The organism is Prevotella sp. SGI.167 (assembly GCF_050313615.1).
GTDB lineage: Bacteria > Bacteroidota > Bacteroidia > Bacteroidales > Bacteroidaceae > Prevotella.
The window spans coordinates 1-14583 of sequence record NZ_JBNPLT010000020.1; the positions used below are offsets into that span (position 1 = coordinate 1).

The 14583-nt window shown below is 41.3% G+C and carries 15 protein-coding genes and 4 pseudogenes; 14 read left to right on the forward strand and 5 right to left on the reverse strand.

The genetic code is table 11. The features are described from left to right. Positions 1-184: 184 nt before the first annotated feature. From ACQRBJ_RS10705 to ACQRBJ_RS10755, 11 genes and pseudogenes are all read left to right on the forward strand, one after another. The gene (locus ACQRBJ_RS10705; protein WP_445303604.1) at positions 185-547 is read left to right on the forward strand and encodes a hypothetical protein; all 363 of its coding nucleotides are present in this window, start codon (positions 185-187) and stop codon (positions 545-547) included. A gap of 129 nt (positions 548-676) precedes the next feature. Further along, positions 677-853 carry a hypothetical protein gene (locus ACQRBJ_RS10710; RefSeq protein WP_445303605.1) on the forward strand — a complete coding sequence of 59 codons (177 nt, stop codon included), beginning with the start codon at positions 677-679 and terminating at the stop codon, positions 851-853. Between the two features lie 194 nt (positions 854-1047). Beyond that, on the forward strand, positions 1048-1317 hold the full coding sequence (locus ACQRBJ_RS10715; RefSeq protein ID WP_445303606.1) for a hypothetical protein: 270 nt from the start codon (positions 1048-1050) through the stop codon (positions 1315-1317). Positions 1318-1343: 26 nt separating this feature from the next. Then, positions 1344-3209 (forward strand): glutamine--fructose-6-phosphate transaminase (isomerizing), encoded by a 1866-nt coding sequence (gene glmS / locus ACQRBJ_RS10720; protein WP_445303607.1) that lies wholly within the window; start codon positions 1344-1346, stop codon positions 3207-3209. Between the two features lie 76 nt (positions 3210-3285). Next, positions 3286-3423 (forward strand): annotated as a pseudogene (locus ACQRBJ_RS10725) (dTDP-4-dehydrorhamnose 3,5-epimerase); the annotation flags it as partial. A 420-nt stretch (positions 3424-3843) separates the two neighbouring features. Next, positions 3844-4038, forward strand: coding sequence for a hypothetical protein (locus ACQRBJ_RS10730; RefSeq protein ID WP_154482375.1), 195 nt, complete (start codon positions 3844-3846; stop codon positions 4036-4038). After that, positions 4010-4615, forward strand: coding sequence for an N-acetyltransferase (locus ACQRBJ_RS10735; RefSeq protein WP_235304853.1), 606 nt, complete (start codon positions 4010-4012; stop codon positions 4613-4615). The genes ACQRBJ_RS10730 and ACQRBJ_RS10735 overlap by 29 nt, the downstream gene beginning before the upstream one ends. 261 nt (positions 4616-4876) lie before the next feature. After that, the gene (locus tag ACQRBJ_RS10740; protein ID WP_445303608.1) at positions 4877-5659 is read left to right on the forward strand and encodes a hypothetical protein; all 783 of its coding nucleotides are present in this window, start codon (positions 4877-4879) and stop codon (positions 5657-5659) included. Continuing rightward, on the forward strand, positions 5634-5843 hold the full coding sequence (locus tag ACQRBJ_RS10745; protein ID WP_445303609.1) for a hypothetical protein: 210 nt from the start codon (positions 5634-5636) through the stop codon (positions 5841-5843). The genes ACQRBJ_RS10740 and ACQRBJ_RS10745 overlap by 26 nt, the downstream gene beginning before the upstream one ends. Before the next feature lie 56 nt (positions 5844-5899). After that, positions 5900-6004 (forward strand): annotated as a pseudogene (locus ACQRBJ_RS10750) (NAD-dependent epimerase/dehydratase family protein); the annotation flags it as partial. 697 nt (positions 6005-6701) lie between these two features. Next, positions 6702-7526 carry a DUF3800 domain-containing protein gene (locus ACQRBJ_RS10755; protein ID WP_334560250.1) on the forward strand — a complete coding sequence of 275 codons (825 nt, stop codon included), beginning with the start codon at positions 6702-6704 and terminating at the stop codon, positions 7524-7526. Positions 7527-8074: 548 nt separating this feature from the next. Here ACQRBJ_RS10755 and ACQRBJ_RS10760 read toward each other — a convergent pair. Then, positions 8075-8284 (reverse strand): hypothetical protein, encoded by a 210-nt coding sequence (locus ACQRBJ_RS10760; RefSeq protein WP_445303610.1) that lies wholly within the window; start codon positions 8282-8284, stop codon positions 8075-8077. Between the two features lie 92 nt (positions 8285-8376). On the opposite strand from ACQRBJ_RS10760, the gene ACQRBJ_RS10765 reads away from it, so the two are divergent. Continuing rightward, complete coding sequence (locus ACQRBJ_RS10765; RefSeq protein WP_445303611.1) at positions 8377-8865, forward strand: hypothetical protein; 489 nt, start codon at positions 8377-8379, stop codon at positions 8863-8865. Here the strand turns inward: ACQRBJ_RS10765 and ACQRBJ_RS10770 are convergent. Both ACQRBJ_RS10770 and ACQRBJ_RS10775 read right to left on the reverse strand, forming a co-directional pair. Beyond that, positions 8843-9148, reverse strand: a complete 306-nt coding sequence (locus tag ACQRBJ_RS10770; protein ID WP_293629949.1) for a hypothetical protein — start codon at positions 9146-9148, stop codon at positions 8843-8845. The genes ACQRBJ_RS10765 and ACQRBJ_RS10770 overlap by 23 nt on opposite strands. Next, the gene (locus tag ACQRBJ_RS10775) at positions 9145-9399 is read right to left on the reverse strand and encodes a hypothetical protein (RefSeq protein WP_445303612.1); all 255 of its coding nucleotides are present in this window, start codon (positions 9397-9399) and stop codon (positions 9145-9147) included. Before ACQRBJ_RS10775 ends, ACQRBJ_RS10770 begins: the two co-directional genes overlap by 4 nt. Positions 9400-9689: 290 nt before the next feature. Between ACQRBJ_RS10775 and ACQRBJ_RS10780 the strand changes: the two are divergent. Together ACQRBJ_RS10780 and ACQRBJ_RS10785 are read left to right on the forward strand one after the other, a co-directional pair. Further along, positions 9690-9917: pseudogene (locus ACQRBJ_RS10780) on the forward strand (DEAD/DEAH box helicase family protein); the annotation flags it as partial. A gap of 243 nt (positions 9918-10160) precedes the next feature. Continuing rightward, positions 10161-11279: pseudogene (locus ACQRBJ_RS10785) on the forward strand (DEAD/DEAH box helicase); the annotation flags it as partial. A 1444-nt stretch (positions 11280-12723) separates the two neighbouring features. On the opposite strand, the gene ACQRBJ_RS10790 reads toward ACQRBJ_RS10785, so the two are convergent. Then, positions 12724-13191, reverse strand: coding sequence for a hypothetical protein (locus tag ACQRBJ_RS10790; protein WP_295347068.1), 468 nt, complete (start codon positions 13189-13191; stop codon positions 12724-12726). Beyond that, complete coding sequence (locus tag ACQRBJ_RS10795) at positions 13169-14482, reverse strand: AAA family ATPase (RefSeq protein ID WP_445303613.1); 1314 nt, start codon at positions 14480-14482, stop codon at positions 13169-13171. The genes ACQRBJ_RS10790 and ACQRBJ_RS10795 overlap by 23 nt, the downstream gene beginning before the upstream one ends. Between the last annotated feature and the right edge of the window lie 101 nt (positions 14483-14583).

Here is a 14583-nt window from a genome sequence, read left to right on the forward strand (position 1 = left end):
AAAAGCCATCGCCATGGTTGTGCGGGCTGGGACCGCCTGGGAATAGCAGTTAATAGTTTACTGTTAATAGTTCACTGTTGATTTTGTAGTAATTGGCTGATAACTTGCAGATTTCTTGTGATTTTCTTGGTGGATTCAAGAAAAAAGCGTAATTTTGGCGGCATCTAACATAAAATACAAAAGTATGGAAGGAAATAAATATAAAATAACAGAAGATAATGCTGAGGCTGGTATGGTTGCTGAGCCAACTCCAGTCGTAAGGCCTCCTTTGTCTGTTCAGGAAATGAGACATTGTCTTATGGATGCAATATATTCTTCTAAGGATATTGATAAATTATACACCTGCTTAGTTATTCTTAATGGTAAGCCGGTAAAAGAATATCGTAGTAAATATCGTACTAAGACGGATGCAGAACTTTCCGCAGAGTTGTCACAATTCCCATCTTGGGATGAAATGGAACGTCCTGATTTGTCGAATATTGATTATCGGCAGTATAAACATAAGAAATCTCCAAGAACAATTAAAGCAATATCAAAATGGCTGTAACTAGAGTGCTCGTTACTTTGATTATGTTGTTGATGAAATTATCAAGAATGTAATTGGTGGAAAAGATGAATAATTGATATGTAATGGTGGAATTTTCTCTGTTTATGATAAATAATAGGAGATAAGATTATGGCAATAGCTATTAAAACAATTCCAGTATTGACTGGTGATGTTGCTGAGCGTTTTATAGAGATTGCAGAGAGTAGTAGAAATACGCCTACAACTGTAACCCCTGAAGGTGCACAAGATGCAATCCGTCGTATGATGGAACGCTCAAAAAATGCAAAGATTAAACTTCCTCTTTAATACCTAATATATGAGAAACACAAAAGGATAAGACTTTAGATTTTTAATTATATACAATAAGATGGGCTGAGCTTTGAATAAAAGATCTGCTCATCCTGTTGGCTTATTTGCTTTTTAAATAAGGTAATGGACTGATTAACACAGATGATGGTACTGATTAGCAGATACTACCATCCATTTATAATATTTAATTTATGAATTCAGAGAGTAAAAGTAAATTCAATCTTTGGCTGTCTGAACATCCGGAGTCGTTTCATCCTAGTGATGAGGCCCGAATGTTCGACTTGGTCAATACCCTTTATGAAACGGAGGAAAGTGTTTGTATTGATGAAATTTTCAGTGGTTTTACCAAAAGTCATCCTGCTTATAACAAGGAGGAGGCGATGAGATTGAGCGACAAGTGGGAGGACCAGATCTCGCTCATCCTGAGATTCCTGGATTGGAAAAAACGAATCAATAAATAACAAATTTAAAAGAGAGTAACGGAATTATGTGTGGAATTGTTGGATATATTGGTCAGAATGATGCTTATCCTGTCCTTATCGATGGCTTGAAGAAGCTGGAATATCGTGGATATGACAGCGCTGGTGTGGCATTGATTAATAGTCAGAATCAACTGAATATTTACAAGACAAAGGGTAAGGTGATTAACCTGGAGGCGATGGCTGCCGAGAAGGATTGCAGTGGTCATGTAGGTATCGCTCATACCCGTTGGGCTACCCATGGTGAGCCTTCTGCTACCAATGCGCATCCTCATGTGAGCATGAGTGGTGACTTGGCGATGGTGCATAATGGCATCATCGAGAACTATCAGGTTTTGAAGGAACAGCTTATTGAGAAGGGCTATGAGTTTAAGAGTACTACCGATACCGAGGTGCTGGTGCAGCTGATTGATTTCTACTACCAACAGAATGGCAAGGACTTGGTTTCTGCCGTTTGTCAGGCGCTGAACGGTGCCATCGGTGCTTACGCCATTGCTGTTGTCGAGAAGAATAACCCTAGCCATCTGGTGGCTGCTCGCCAGTCTAGTCCGCTGGTAGTTGGTGTGGGGATGGATAATATGGATTTCTATATCGCCAGTGATGCGACTCCTATCGTGGAGCATACGGATAAAGTGGTGTATCTGGAAGATGGTCAGATTGCTGACGTCAGGGTAGGTGAGGAGTTGAATATCATCAACCTGGAGCATTCGGCATGTCATTATGATATCAAGACCGTGGATCTGGATATCAGCAAACTGAGCAAGGGTGGTTTTGATCACTTTATGCTGAAGGAAATTTATGACCAGCCTAACTGTCTGAAGGATTGTATGAGTGGTCGCCTCTTTGCTGACAAGGAACATCCTGAGAATAATCGCATTGTTCTTTCTGCGCTTCGTGATTATCGTGGCCGACTGGTTCAGGCGAAGCATATCATCATCGTGGCATGTGGTACCAGCTGGCATGCCGGACTGATTGGTAAGCAGCTGATTGAGAAGATGTGCCGCAAGAGAGTGGAGGTGGTGTATGCCAGTGAGTTCCGCTATGGCGACCCTGTGATTGAGCCGGAGGATGTGGTGATTGCAATCAGTCAGAGTGGTGAGACGGCGGATACCTTGGCGGCGATTAAGCTGGCGAAGGAGAAGGGTGCGCTGATATTCGGTATTGTGAATGGTGTTGGTTCTTCCATCGCCCGTGAAACGGATACGGGTATCTATATCCATGTGGGTCCAGAGATTGGTGTGGCAAGTACGAAGGCATTCACCGGTCAGGTAACGGTTCTTACACTTCTAGCCCTGGCCTTGGGACATGAGTTGGGAACCCTAAACAATGCTGACTACTATCAGATGATAGAGGAACTTTCTGAGATTCCGCAGAAGATGGAGAAGGTGTTGGAGCAGGCTCCGATGATCAAGGATATTTCGAGAATGTTTACCTATGCGCACAACTTCCTGTACTTGGGGCGTGGCGTAAACTATCCTGTGGCAATGGAGGGTGCGTTGAAATTGAAGGAAATCAGTTACATCCATGCCGAGGGCTATCCTGCTGCCGAAATGAAGCATGGTCCTATTGCTCTGGTAGATCAGGATATGCCGATTGTGTTCCTCGCAACCCATCATCAGCTATATGAGAAGATTATCTCGAACATGCAGGAGGTGAAGTCGAGAAACGGCCGCATCCTTGCCGTGGTAACGGAGGGTGACCAGCAGGTGAAGAAGATTGCGGATAATGTACTGGAGATTCCAAGAACCCTGAATGCGCTGGTTCCGCTGCTGAGCGTGGTTCCGCTGCAGCTGCTCGCATATTATGTGGCTGTGGATAAGGGACTGGATGTGGATATGCCGAGAAATCTGGCGAAGAGTGTGACGGTGGAATAAGGTTAATCTGTTACTCAGATATTTCCTGTAGTCTTAGTTTACTTGGACTTAATTGGTAAAATGTGTACTAGGTATGGAGGCTACTGTGGATTTCTCTATCTTGGATGATTCTCTCGGTATCGATTGGCGCATTCCTATGGAACACTCTAATCTTTCGGAAAAGGATACGAAACATGAGGTGCTGAAGGACTTTGAAAGTCCTTTCGAAAACTAAAAGGATTTTTTCCAAAAAATATTGAGGTGATATTTTTCGAATCCCTCCGTCTCCCTTTGGCCAAAAGGAGGTTTTTCTAAAATCATCCCGTCCTTCTTTACCATTAAAGAAGGCTCCACCTTTCTCACCAAGCCTCTCTTCAATAGTCTTTACGCCCCCTTCGGTTCCCCCAGTTCTGGGGGACAGAAACCCTCTGGGACGAGAGGATGTAACCGCCCTCCGGTGCTCAGAACCGCTACGCTATAAGGTTGGCGGGGCATCAAAGCCCTGCGCCATATTTTGCGGGATGGGACCGCCTGGGGATAACTTTATTTAGTGATATTTTGCTGGTAACTTGCAGATTTTTGGCATTTTCCTTGGTGGTTTCGCAGAAAATGCATAATTTTGCAACATAAGTTTAATCATTTAAAATGAAAGGTTATGGCATTAGAGATAAGAAGTATTCCTGTTTTGACAGGTGAGACCGCTAAACGATTTGTTCGTGAGGCAGAGGAGAATGAACGTAATCCGCAAAGAAAGGCTTTGCGAATGTCATTTGCTGATGTGGAGAAAATATTGGTTCGTTCAACTGCTAATTTGAAAGCGCATGGAGGAAAGAGTCCTTTTGCAAAGTAATTGCTCGCTTTATCGTGTTACGACAAAAAATGAGCTTGATTCTTTCTGTTGTGGCGATGAAGACCTTGATGATTTCTTTCATCAAGAGGCTTGTCTCTATGATGGACAATTATTGGGGAAAACATATTTCTTTGCTACAGAAAGAAGTGGTAGGAATGAAATAGTCTGTGCCTTTACTCTGGCTAACGACAGTATCAAGGCTGCTTTAATTCCAAATGCTTCAAGAAACAAAATACAAAGGAAAATTCCGAATTCCAAAAGAACAAGAAGTTATCCGGCGGTATTGATAGGAAGACTTGGAGTTGCGAAGAATTTTCAAGATACTAACGATGGTATTGGCTCACAAGCAATAGACTATATCATATCTTGGTTTTTGTTACCTGATAATAAGACTGGTTGCCGTTTTATTGTGGTTGATGCCTATAACAAGGAAAATGTATTACGTTTTTATGGAAAGAATGGCTTCAAATTCTTGTACTCAACAGAAGAATTAGAGAAAGAAGCAAATCATATTCCTGAAGATGAACACTTGGAGTCAAGGATGATGTATCTTGACTTGTTGGGCTATATAAGATAAAAGTTGTGCGGGATGGGACCGCCTTACTATAGCTTGCTGAGGTAGGGAACAGCTGTTTATAGTTTACAGTTAATAGTTAATAGTTTACGATTGATTTCTTGGTTATTTGCTGATAACTTGCAGATTTCTTGTGATTTTCTTGGTGGTTTCGAAGAAAAAAGCGTAACTTTGGTGGCAAGTTATAATATAAAAGATAATTTATCCTAAAAAGAAAGGACTTTTAACTAGTTATTGAATTAAATATATTATATTTGCACCATGATGGATAAGAATGAAATTTCACTAAGAATTATTGGCAAGAATGGGGATGAGCCGCTTTCTCCTGCCAATTTTGACATCGGGCAAATTCGTTTTCTGCTCGATGAAGTGGAGAATTTGTTGTATCCAGACAAGAAAAAACGAAAGGATCGCCCGACTATTTCCTATGAAATGAAGGCCGGTTCTGTCGTAAATATCTTTAGAACTTCCATGCAAAATGTACTCTTGGTCTCTTCTATGCTAGGTGTAATAGAAGAGGGAAATGGGTATATTGATAAGTTGGAGGTGGCAAGTGCGCAAGCTATAGAAAACCTACAGTCTTTTGCCTTGCGCTATAATTATAATATAGAGATTGGAACTTCCGACAAGCCAGATCGCATTTTTAAAATAACTCCTACTACTCATTATGTTCGTCATGAGAATATCATGGTGGATGTAGAGTGCTATTATTATGGGACTTTGACTGATGCTGGTGGTAAGGATAAGGCTAACATTCATTTGGATACTAAGGAGGCTGGTTCTTTGACCATTCGTACAGATAAGGAATATTTGGCAGGTTATCAGGGGAATCCTCTTTATAAGAAGTTTGGCGTGCGTGTTCGTGCCAAGAAGAATATTCTTACGGGCGACATTGATAAATCTACTTTATCTTTGGTGGAGTTATTGGATTATCAGCCGAAGTTCGATGAAGATTATCTTATGGGCTTGATTCATAAGGCCACTCCAAAATGGAGGGGTATCAATGCTGATGAATGGTTGAATGATGGAAGGGGAGGAATTGCCTAATGACACAAAAATGTTCGCACAGGCTGATGTAGAGTCTGATATCAATTTCTATGGTACAGCAGATGTGGAATGTAAGAAAGTTTATGATATGATAAAGAATGCTGAAGGTAATTTGTCTTTCAGCTTTATAGACATAACTATACCTCACTATCAATTCTTTGGAGAATTACACTTCGAAGACTAGAAAACAACAAGTTATCGTAAGTCGGTGAATGCCATATTGTGCGCCTAGATAAAGATTGGGTTATCTGTGGTCATAAGTTTGCTGACCCTGGCAGAAAGGATACCATTAAGGCTTGCATCTATGTAAAGGAGCTTGTCCGTTTTCTTTTGTGGAAAACGGAAGTGACTGGTTTGAGGATAATGACAGGATGGGGCTGAAATAAGGAGTAGCAATGGTATTGGTACTATGCTATCGCTGCAATCGGTACCATCGTATTGTTCCTTTAGGCAATATGCTTTCTCATCATAAAGGTATTGTTCTAAAATCATCCCGTCCTTCTTTACCATTAAAGAAGGCTCCACCTCTCTCACCAAGCCTCTCTCTTGCCCGAAGAGAGAGGATGTAACCGCCCTACAGTGCTGACTTTTCTACCTCTCCGTCTCTCCTGCAAGGAGAGCTCTACATCCTAACCAAGCCTTCCCTTCTCGAAAAGGGAAGGATGTAACCGCCCTACAGTGCTATATTTGCCCCACCTGTCTTCAATAGTCTTTACGACCCTTTCGGTTCCCCTTGTAGGGGACAGAAACCCCTGCGGGAGGGTCCTTACCCTATACCCAAGCCCTAAATCCCTACCATAGGGATTAGGGATGTAACCGCCCTCTGGAGCTCGGAACCGCTACGCTCTAAGGTTGGCGGGGCATCAAAGCCCTGCGCCATTTTGTGCGGGATGGGACCGCCGGGGGAATAGCAGTTTATAGTTTACAGTTAATAGTTTATAGTTTTCTGATTTTTGTGGTAATTTGCTGATGAGTTGCAGATTTCTTTCGATTTTCTTGGTGGTTTCGAGGAAAAAGCGTATATTTGCTGCAAAAAAAGATTATGTATTATATTTGGTTCGATGAAAGTGATAAAGAGGGGGCGTATTACTCCAATTTCTATGGCGGCATTCTCGTAGATTCTAAAAACTACGAGAATGTGTTAGCTATGTCTAAAACTTTTGTTGAAGAGTTTGGTATAACGGAGGAAATCAAATGGCAAAAAGTAAATGAATATTGGTATGAGAAGTATTTGACTCTGGTTGATTTCATCTTTGATTTGTTGGCTCAAGGTTATATCAAAATACGAATTTTTTTTCGTAATAACCAGTATACGGCTCCCTATTTAACAAGAGAACAAAGACATAAGGCTTATCCTTTGTTATACTATCAATTTATCAAGCATGCTTTTGGTTTCCAATATTCTAATCCTGAGAACAAACCTCAGTACTTAAAAATAATGTTGGATGATATTCCTTTGAAGGGTGAGGATAAGAAGGAGTTTAAGAAATTTATCTATGGACTCAACTATGATAAGGGATTTCAAAAGGCTAATATACATATTCGTGAGTCTGATATTTGTGAAATTGATTCTTCAGAACATCTTATGTTGCAATTTATGGACTTAATCTTGGGATCGATTTGCTTTCGTCTCAATAATAAGCATAAAATCAAGGATGGTACAACCAATCGCAGAGGTAAAAGAACTATTGTCAAGGAAAAGCTTTATAAATATATTAATTCCAAGATACGGGAATTGCATCCAGGATTTAATATTGGGGAAAGTACTGGCATCAGCCAAATTGAGGAAAGATGGACTTTGCCATACAGCCATTGGAGCTTCAAACCAAGTAATTATGTCCGTGATACTTCGAAAGCAAAAAAATAACTCCTGCGTATCTACACGAGTGAGCTACGACACACGTAGCCTTTCAATACGTCAAGAGTTATTTTTCTACTGCAAAGATAATACAAATATTTATATGTTGCAAATATTCAACTTGATTTTGGGGTAAGTTTAATCAAGATTAACAAAAATCCCTATCTATTAATGTATTTGCATAGTTTTTTGAAGGGAGTTCAAAAAAGATTTTAAAAGCATGTGAGGATTTCTTACATACTACCGCAGAACTTGTAAGGAAGCAGAATCATTTTGTGTGTTGTAAGAATGTAAAAATTAGATTTAGTCAGGATTAATAGTTGTGCACCATATTAATTAATGCATTTTTTCTCATTCGAGTGGCGACAAGCGCAGAGCGATACTGCGGTGGGGAGCAAATATAATTTTTTTCAAAAAACTGATAGGTGTAACTATTTGTAACTGAACTTCCTGATATGCGAAAGTTCAGTAAAAAATATAATGCAAAGGATAAATGATTAAAGCAAAGGTCGTATAGCAACCTGCTATACGACCTCGTAACTCCTTTAACAACTTGGTCAATGAGCTGCAGCAAAGTTACGGGTATTTTTTTTCTTAAACAAATTTATCCCATTGATTTTTACATATTTAAGACCAATTAACGAATAATTTACAATATTTATATGATATTTGTAGGCATTTTTGGCTTCCAAACGTTGCATGCTGTATCTTTTTAGTTGATGCATTACCGCAGCGAGGCAATCATGGAACAATTTGTTCTGTATCATAATGCTTAAATTTCAAAGGTTGCACTTTCTATGTCTGTTATCATATTCTTTTCAATGGTAATGAGCGTAATATACAATGAAAATCAAAATCAATGAACACAAACACTCAAATAGACAAGATAGATAAAGTACTCTCGAAAATATCGGGCAAGGAGATTAAAGCTTTTGTGTGGCAGTATGCAGCTACGCATGAGGACTTTGCTACCGCTTTAGTGGAAAAGTATTGGAAGCCGGAGCGTGGTAACTACAAGGAGCAGGTGGAGGCTTGCTTTGCTCATGCTGGTGTGTTGGGTAAGAGATTTGGGCAACCGCAATTGGACTGGAGGAAGATAGAGCAAGACCTGGGGGCAATGCTGAGGAAAGCCAAGGGCATGAAGAAGAAAGGGAATCTGATTGATGCTGCCTTGATAGCTGGATATGTGATGACCATCACTTGCCGAGAGTTCAAGCACGACCATCTGGCAACCGCTTCGCTTTATGGTTGGCGGACCAAAGCGGTCTGCGCCAGGTTGTGCGGGATGGGACCGCCGGGGGAAAGGGGGAGACTGAAGAATATAATTATTCTTTGTCTATTCGCTTAAGATCTGTTTTCATCTTTTTTCCATAGGCTTCGCCTCGTGGAGAAAGATATTGAAAGAATATAGTATTGCCAGAAAACTCGATTTCTAGAGTAAATAGTGCTCTATAGTCTCCTAAACGAATTCTATATATATTACGATACCCAACAAGTTTCTTGCAGTCAGTGATATCTTGAATGTCTTTGGCTGCTTTAACTTCTGCTATCGTACGTCTTAAAGAATCGAGCATCTTACCGGAAAGATGTTTGGAAGCTTTGATAAAGGCTTTAGAAAATTCGACTTTCATACGCCTAACCACTTTTCAAAATCTTCTTGTTCTTCTTTGTTGGCACGGATGAGGCCCTCTGGCTGCTCTTTTCTTAATTTGGCATAGAGCTTTGCATCTTCGTAATCCTCGGCTATACCATTAAGTATATCCTCAATATAGTTTTTGAGGTTGGTTCCCTTCTGAATAGCCATAATGGATAGGGTCTTAAAAGTTTCATCTTTTAAGTCGATGATCTTTCTTTTGGAAGGTGTTACTGAAACTGTACTCATAAATGTATTTATTTAAATGGTTCTACTTTTTTGCAAAGATACATAATATATTCTATATATATGATATATCTCTATGTAAAATTAACAAAGATTTAAAGTTGAAGGAATTTCTTGCCGTTTTAGAATATGTTTATTAGCATAGACCAATCAATGGGCTATGCTGATGAGTTTACTACCTAGAGCTGTAGTCATGGCATTCTCAAAGAGAATCTATTGGTATCGCTGATATTATCCGGAGTAGGCAACCAATATGGCGAAAATATAACAATATTTAATTATAATTTGAAAATATGAATGTAATCAAGCTTTTTGATTACCAAGAGGATATGAAGGAACGGATTGAGAAGGCGTTGCGCCTTCATCGGTCCGTGATGGCACAAATGCCAACGGGTACGGGTAAAACGGTTCTACTCGCTTCGGTCGTAGAATCGTTTTTGAGGGAACATTCCAATTGCAATGTTTGGATTGTTGCCCATAGAAGTGAGTTGGTGTCGCAGATAAAAGACACTTTGAATAAGTTTCTTTTGAATTTCAGTTTTTCGAATCACCCCGTCCCTCTTTCCAAAGAGGGCTCCACCTCCACCCCAAGCCCCTCCTCCTCAGAAGGAGGGGATGTAACCGCCCTCCGGTGCTCAGAACCGCTTCGCTCTAAGGTTGGCGGACCATCAAAGGTCTCGCCAGATTGTGCGGGATGGGACCGCCTGGGGATGAGTGGAGCATCAAAGGTCTCGCCAGATTGTGCGGGATGGGACCGCCTGGGGATGAGTGGAGCATCAAAGGTCTCGCCAGATTGTTTGTCGGCTAGCGCATTCAATGTTCCTATCAAGGCGGTGTCGATACAATGGTTGGCTAAACACTATGACGAGATAGAGGAAGAACCGGGGATGATAGTGATTGACGAGGCGCACCATGCGCTTGCCAAGACCTATAAGGAGATGTGGGAGAGATTCCCGAAGGCTAAGTTCCTGGGACTGACGGCTACTCCTTGCCGATTGAACGGTAAGGGTTTTACTGACCTGTTTGATGTCTTGGTGCAGTCATGGGATATTCCCGAGTTTATCAGCAAGGGAAGATTGGCGACATACGATTTCGTGAGCATCAAATCGGATGGTGTGACGCAACGGCTCATCGACTCCTTGCAGAAGCGAGGGGCAGATGGTGACTACCAGAACAAGGAAATGGATATGCTGCTGAATAAGAAGCCGAGTATCGAAAGGCTCTATCGGAGCTTGGAAGAATTTGGTAAAGACAGAAAGGGCATCGTGTATGCTATCAATATCAGTCATGCTAATGCTATTGCCGAGTTCTACAGAGAAAACGGCATAGCGGCTGTTGCTATTGACAGTAAAACGCCAAGTTCTTTACGAAAAGAACTTATTGAAAGGTTTAAATCTTCTAATACTTCTCAAAATTTTTCGAAAATCACCCCGTCTCTCTTTACCCTTAAAGAAGGAGATTTTTCGAATCACCCCGTCCCTCTTTCCAAAGAGGGCTCCACTTTCTCCCCAAGCCCCTCTTCCTCAGGAAGCGGGGATGTAACCGCTCCTCCTCGTCGCTCGGAACCGCTACGCTCTAAGGTTGGCGGACCATCAAAGGTCTCGCCAGATTGTGCGGGATGGGACCGCCTGGGGATGAGTGGAGCATCAAAGGTCTCGCCAGATTGTTTGTCGGCTAGCGCATCAAAGGATGTATCAGGTTATTCGCCAGATTGTTTGTGCGGTGTAAACCGCCTTGGCGATGGACTTGCTCCTATCCAAGTACTCGTGAATGTGGACATCTTCTCGGAGGGATTTGACTGTCCGGATGTGGAGTTTGTACAGTTGGCTCGACCTACCTTGTCGCTTGCCAAGTATCTGCAGATGGTGGGACGTGGACTGCGAGTGGCTAAGGGGAAGAAGAACTGCTTGATTATAGATAATGTGGGACTGTATCGGGTGTTTGGATTGCCTTCGCAAGTATGGAACTGGAATGCTATGTTCGAGGGAAAGCTGAAAGTTGGCAAGAAAAAGGAGACTCCTAAGGAAAGAGAGTTTTTCCTGATGTACGGAAAGCAAGAAACTATGCCTGTTGGTCAAGACTCTGAAATGATGATGGTAATGAGCCATGAGGAACTGATGCAGTCGCTAAAGTATCGGGAGTTTGTGGATTGCAATGATGATTTTGCCATTGTCAAGTTGAATGATGGAAAGATGACGGTGGTAAACCGGCAAGGCGAACAGGTGATAGAATCAGGCAACTATTATGACATGAAGTTCTTGCAAGGTAATATCTTATCCTATCGACCTCGCAGAAAGACGGTATGTTACTACGACCTCTTGGCGAGAGTTGTCATAGACGAGGACATTCATGCGAAAGATGCTCCAGAGGTAATCACCATCAATAAATGGGAATTTATCGAATATAATGGTCTCTTCAGATCTCGTACCTACGAGTACTTTGCTTTACCTTTTCTCCCTTCCCAATATGACCTATGGAATTATGGATATTATTTGATATACAACTTTCAACGCTCTACAGCCAGTGGTTGTCAGGAATGGATATATAAAGTGGAGGATGGCGGCTCTATGCGTATGTATAAAGAAAACAGTGAAAAGGCTTGTTTTTTACGTGGCGACCATACTCATGTATATTGGCTGTGCGCCGACCTATACGACAGTGGCATAGTGGTCATGGACAGCCATGAGGATTATTACTTCGTTGACTCCAGCTTGAAAAAGACCTATATAGGTTGCAATCAACCCAAAACAGAAAGCGAGAATTTGATGGTTGCGATGCCTCGGCTTGGCAAGCATATTTATGACATGGAAATGCAGCGCAGGAAAAAGCAAGAGGAACAGGAGTTATTGCTAATGCAAGAGAAGTCGGAGGCAGGGCATGTAGAATTGTATCAAGCAGGAAAGAAATGGGGTGTGAAGGTAGATGGCAAAGTTATCGTGCCACCTCTCTACCACAGTATAGCGCAACCTGTCGGTGCTTATTGCGCCTTTGAACAGATACCCCAACATTGGGGTGTTATGACATTGAAAGGAAAAGTGATTGTTGATGCCAAATATGAGAAGGTGGAGATTCGTGACAATGGAATCGCCGTGGTAACAGGCATTACGGGAAAAACACAGACAATCAAACTTTTAAAGGTAAAAGAGTAAAAAGGTAAAAGAGTAAAAGGGATTTTTGCTTTTTACTCAATTTGACGGCGAGGACTTGAAAATGACCCAAGAAGGATTTCCTTATACACCACTTGTGATAAAAACGTATAAAAGAAGTAGGTGGTTATGACAAAAACAGACCGATGTGAACGAGAGTTCATGTCGGTCTGTTTTTTGTTTATGTATGTTTCTTCGTAGAAGGATAGAACAGATGGTCTTTGTCCAAGAATACAGGATAGAATACAGATTCTATGATGTAACCTGCAAGCCTTGGCTTTTGACCGCCAATTTTCCGAATCGTCCCCCAAGAAACCTTGCCCTTGATATGCGGAGGAATTTTGAAGTGGCTGTTTTCAGGAAAATCACCATATACCTTCAAGAGTCCCTGCTGTACAGCTTCTTGTCTTGTAAAAGAGCATACTTCAACAAATCGCCCTACAAGTTTATCAAGCATTTTCTCTTCTTGCCATTTTTCAAGAGTCTGTCCTGGAGGGCATTGGTTGAAATCGAAATCCTTGAAGTTGAAAGATAACTTGGGCTGTTCATCTTTCACCTTACGCTCATCTCTTACATTGGCAGTACGGCTTTCGGAAGCAGCAGTGCTTCTGAACTTGTTCTCAAACTTACTTTTCTTTTTTGCTGCCATACTCCATGATGAATTTATCAATATTGCCGAAATAAGGAATAGCACCATAGCGTCCCAGCAGATAATCCTTAGAGAAAGACGCATCGTTACGGACGCTATTAGCCTGATTGATTTTGTATTCCACCAGAGAGTACAAATCAGATGCACCCTCAGAAGATTTCTCAGCGAACCATATCTGATCACGACGAAGCAAATCCTTACGCAAGAGGTTTGTATCGTGAGTTGTTATAATCAACTGTGCCCCCAAGGTATTCATCACACTATAGAATAGTTTGAGCAATTCTACCGACAACTGTGTATGAAGGCTTGCGCCAAACTCGTCAATCACAAGCACACCACCATTTTGGATGGTGTCGAAGAATGGTCCAAGAAGAGCAAACAGTTTGGTTGTACCCAAGGACTCAAATTTGAAATTCAACTGCTCCTTACCAATTACCGACCCATTGTCATACAGATCATGGGTTGAAAGAATTTCCAACTCATGTTGCTCTATCCGTTGGTTGGAATCTGTAGTGAAATGGATGCCCAAACGAGACAATATTTCAAAAGGAGTATCTTGCGTGTCAACTTCCTTGACATTCTCTTTAACGTTCATATCCTTGATGCAATTATCCACTATGCCAATCATGTTGAGGATTTGCTCACGAATCAAAGGATTGTGTATAAAAGTCCTTGCAGTATAAGCCAAGGTGTTATCGTCTAAACCTGAAAGAATATTGAAACGCTTGCGAAACCATTCTTTTACCTTCATTGCCACTTCCACATTGAATTGAGCTGCTGTGGAAAGGTATAGGGCATTACTTCTGGTTTTTGTGCCAACTCCTCTTGCACCCTTTACCACTTTTGAGTTGACCTTGATATTTTGTCCTTCACGCTTAAAACAATAGCTCTCTTTTGTACTCCCTTCAAGTAACACGAAGAGCCATTCGGTCAGCACTTTGTTCTGACAGACCTCAAATCCATATCTGTATCTTTCTCCATTGCAGATGAATCTCATTTGCATAGAAATAGGCTCTTTTGTACTTTCCACATCAAAACGATAATGAAGAAGAGAGAGACGCTTAACGATGCTCTCATCGACAAATGACCGTAGCACCATAGACTTGAAAATATCCATGGCTGCAATTACAGAACTCTTACCCGAACCATTTGCACCATAGATGGCGGCAGACCTTAAATAACGCTTGCCGTTATCCATGATGGAAACATTCGAGTAACCATCATTGCTCTCGCACTCCTTGACAGTAGTGCTAGCAACCATACTAAGCGAAACCTCATCCCTATATGACATAAAGTTTCTTATCGTAAATTCTATCAGCATTTGTTCATATGTTCTTGTTTGTTACGGATGCAAAAATACGAACAAATCTCCATATAACCATAAAATTTGAG

Excerpts from the sequence above, each read along its gene's own strand:
- glmS (WP_445303607.1), top strand. The coding sequence starts at position 1,344 with ATGTGTGGAATTGTTGGATATATTGGTCAGAATGATGCTTATCCTGTC.
- ACQRBJ_RS10790 (WP_295347068.1), bottom strand. The coding sequence starts at position 13,191 with ATGGCAGCAAAAAAGAAAAGTAAGTTTGAGAACAAGTTCAGAAGCACT.
- ACQRBJ_RS10770 (WP_293629949.1), bottom strand. The coding sequence starts at position 9,148 with ATGAAAGTCGAATTTTCTAAAGCCTTTATCAAAGCTTCCAAACATCTT.
- ACQRBJ_RS10775 (WP_445303612.1), bottom strand. The coding sequence starts at position 9,399 with ATGAGTACAGTTTCAGTAACACCTTCCAAAAGAAAGATCATCGACTTA.
- ACQRBJ_RS10740 (WP_445303608.1), top strand. The coding sequence starts at position 4,877 with ATGGATAAGAATGAAATTTCACTAAGAATTATTGGCAAGAATGGGGAT.
- ACQRBJ_RS10730 (WP_154482375.1), top strand. The coding sequence starts at position 3,844 with ATGGCATTAGAGATAAGAAGTATTCCTGTTTTGACAGGTGAGACCGCT.
- ACQRBJ_RS10735 (WP_235304853.1), top strand. The coding sequence starts at position 4,010 with ATGGAGGAAAGAGTCCTTTTGCAAAGTAATTGCTCGCTTTATCGTGTT.
- ACQRBJ_RS10765 (WP_445303611.1), top strand. The coding sequence starts at position 8,377 with ATGAACACAAACACTCAAATAGACAAGATAGATAAAGTACTCTCGAAA.
- ACQRBJ_RS10715 (WP_445303606.1), top strand. The coding sequence starts at position 1,048 with ATGAATTCAGAGAGTAAAAGTAAATTCAATCTTTGGCTGTCTGAACAT.
- ACQRBJ_RS10705 (WP_445303604.1), top strand. The coding sequence starts at position 185 with ATGGAAGGAAATAAATATAAAATAACAGAAGATAATGCTGAGGCTGGT.
- ACQRBJ_RS10795 (WP_445303613.1), bottom strand. The coding sequence starts at position 14,482 with ATGTCATATAGGGATGAGGTTTCGCTTAGTATGGTTGCTAGCACTACT.
- ACQRBJ_RS10760 (WP_445303610.1), bottom strand. The coding sequence starts at position 8,284 with ATGATACAGAACAAATTGTTCCATGATTGCCTCGCTGCGGTAATGCAT.
- ACQRBJ_RS10710 (WP_445303605.1), top strand. The coding sequence starts at position 677 with ATGGCAATAGCTATTAAAACAATTCCAGTATTGACTGGTGATGTTGCT.
- ACQRBJ_RS10755 (WP_334560250.1), top strand. The coding sequence starts at position 6,702 with ATGTATTATATTTGGTTCGATGAAAGTGATAAAGAGGGGGCGTATTAC.
- ACQRBJ_RS10745 (WP_445303609.1), top strand. The coding sequence starts at position 5,634 with ATGATGGAAGGGGAGGAATTGCCTAATGACACAAAAATGTTCGCACAG.